The organism is Desulfoplanes sp., from assembly GCF_054921335.1.
Genome location: NZ_JBUDSQ010000161.1, coordinates 1 through 2,725 on the forward strand (window position 1 = coordinate 1; position 2,725 = coordinate 2,725).

Genomic DNA, 2,725 nt, shown 5'->3' on the forward strand with positions numbered 1-2,725 from the left:
CCCGCACAGGGGGGCCCCGAACCTCGTGTAATACTCCACGTCACTCCTCCCTGATAGAGTTCCATAGGCACAACGTTGCGTATGCTCTGTATGGACGCCGGCATTTCTCCCAACGTACTGTATGTCGGTTCTTATTTTTCCACTAACTCCTGCTTTCCTTTTTCGGTAAGACGGTATTTTTGCAGGGGACTCTTGGGTTTATCGGCAATGGTACGTTCAATTAATCCAGCTTCCAACAAGGGGTTGAGATAATTCTTCTGAAAAGTTCTCCAGTGTTTCAGGCCCAGCATCTTCATAATTTCTCGGGAGGATCGTGGCTCGCGACAAAATGCCACGAGTTGTGTGGTAGCTTGTGCGGTAGCTTGTGCGGTAGCTTGTGCGGTAGCTTGTGCGGTAGCTTGTGCGGTAGCTTGCGCGGTAGCTTGCGCCCCCGATTCCAATCCTGATTTCTTCCCTGTTTGTTCGACTGGCTGTGTCTGAATACGATGCGGTTTCGCCAGATAGACAGTAAAACGCAATCGCATGCCTACTTCTTCGATTTTCGGTTCGGGCAGCCCCATCTTCCGCGCGTCTTCGAATATGCGACGTACACCCGTGCCCCATTGCTCAACAAGATGAAGCTCTTTAAAGACACGGGCGATGACCGGATTTCGAATACGCGAGGTCCCTTGTCTGATTTCTCGGATGGTCAGGCCGGGAAGAAGGATACCCATGCTTTCCACTTCGATGCGGTCATCGAGAAAAACGACCCGAATAGGGGCACCACGTTGCGAGTAGTCACTGTGAACCAAAGCGTTGATGACCACCTCGCGCAAAATGCCCAAAGGTATGCTCCAAACATCCTTACGCCGGACTTCCGAAAGGTCGGCACCACGATAGGCGTGTTTCTTCAGAAACAGCATAACCTCTTCAACGGTTTGAGGCAGAGCTACGTCGATATCGATATGGTCGAAAATGTCGATTTTCTTGATGCCGAAGAAGCGCCCGCACTGAACCCATGCATCAGAAAAATGAAAGGTACGCTGTCTGCCGAAGAGAAGAACTGCGCCCCTTGTTGGTACAAGTTTATTTTGATGAGAGGTCAGCAACTTCAGCGTCAACATTGCCGGCACGTCCATTTCTCGGGGTGAGCCAAAGGCAGCCTGCAACGCGCGGGTATCCAAATCTTCAATGGACAATTCCGGCATAGGCATACCATCGAAGGAGACGCCCTCCACCGTCCGCCGCAGCTCACCGATCAGTTCCCGGTCGGCCTGTCGATTGGTAGAGCCGAGACGAACATAGACCCCGTTTTCCGGTCCCTCAGCACGGAGGTAGTGGGGTCGGGAATTGCTGAGAAAAACTTCGGTCACAAGAAGGGTTTTGCCTTCCACCGTGGTCATCTCGACATTGGGCACCAAGCGGGGACTGATGGAGTCGGCGATCATGTTACAAAGCCGTTCTTCCTCGTCCAAAGGATTCTCGACACCGATCACTTCCCGCGTCTTGTCGAGCACACCGATGATCACTTTGCCACCGGCTGTATTGGCAAAGGCTACCAACGTTTTCAGGATATTACGAGGAGAGGAGAGATCCTGCTTGAACTCAAGGGTCTTGCCTTCATCGGCCGTGAGCAATTTGGTGACGCTCATGTTCCTATCTCCTTTCTCTCCAACGATAAAAGTTTCTCTAAAATCCCACAGGCTTCATAAAGCGCCTATATTCTCTCGGGATCAGAATTTGAGAATTCGCAAGCTTGCATATGACAACGGAAAGATAATTCTCATTAGTCCTGCATAATTACCCCTGCCTGATCGATTTCGTCAATGATTTTGATCTAAGCCGCAAAATGCCGGCCGATAAGACAGACTCGCTCTTCGTAAGTCCCCTTCATTGTGATCATTCCCACCGTCCTTCTTGTAGAAATGGAATATTTTTGCGGAAAAAGCCATGGAGGTGGCTGACATAAGGTTACACAAAGTGAAACCTTATGTGCAGGAGATTGTCCATGCAACCCATCAGACAACTGAGCAGAACACCTCGAACACACCTCGCCGGTCCAGGCTCTTGTTGGATTCCGGGGGCCTTCCTCTTCCTGGCCAAGTATCATTGATTCAGCACGACAACTGGCCTTCAGAACGAGTTCTTTCCTGGGAACACCGAGCGTCTGCTCGGCCTTTCGAGCAACAACAGCTTCCTATTGTCTGGCCGGCATCATCTGCCCATGTTCCTGCCATATAGTAAACGCAGTGACGAGCAGACGCTCGGCGTTCCCAAGGGGAGTGACCTTGCATTGCGAGTAGGCCCCTGAAACGCAATAAGAGCCTCTCCGAAAGCCTTTGCGCGGGACATGATGTATTCCTGAAGGGGATCTTGAAATGTGAGAGAGCGACACGAGAGTGACAAAAAACTGTCACACAAGGAGTCACCAGTAAAGACGGGAGTGACACCTCGAACGATACAGGCACTCAAATCGGCTCTCTGAGCATGGGGACGTGCCGGACTGGCCGCGGTGCATACGTGGCTGCTGTCTCAGGAATCGCCCGTTTTTCCGAGCCCCGGGAGGCAAGATAAAACACGCACTCCATCATAGACCGGGATATGCTGAAAATTCACAAAGCTTGGTTACCGGTCCCGGCCACCGACATGAGTGCCGGCATCTTGTTGCCGGGCATGCGTGTAGTCCCTGACGACCTCGGCGACACGAATCCGGTAAGAATGGAACAATTCCTCCTTGCCTTTGCGC

Annotated in this window: 1 protein-coding gene; it reads right to left on the reverse strand. The window is 51.9% G+C overall.

Going from position 1 to position 2,725, the window contains the following annotated elements:
* Window positions 1–131 precede the first annotated feature (131 nt).
* Window positions 132–1,631, reverse strand: coding sequence for an RNA-binding domain-containing protein (locus ACY692_RS14790; RefSeq protein WP_462326146.1), 1,500 nt, complete (start codon window positions 1,629–1,631; stop codon window positions 132–134).
* Between the last annotated feature and the right edge of the window lie 1,094 nt (window positions 1,632–2,725).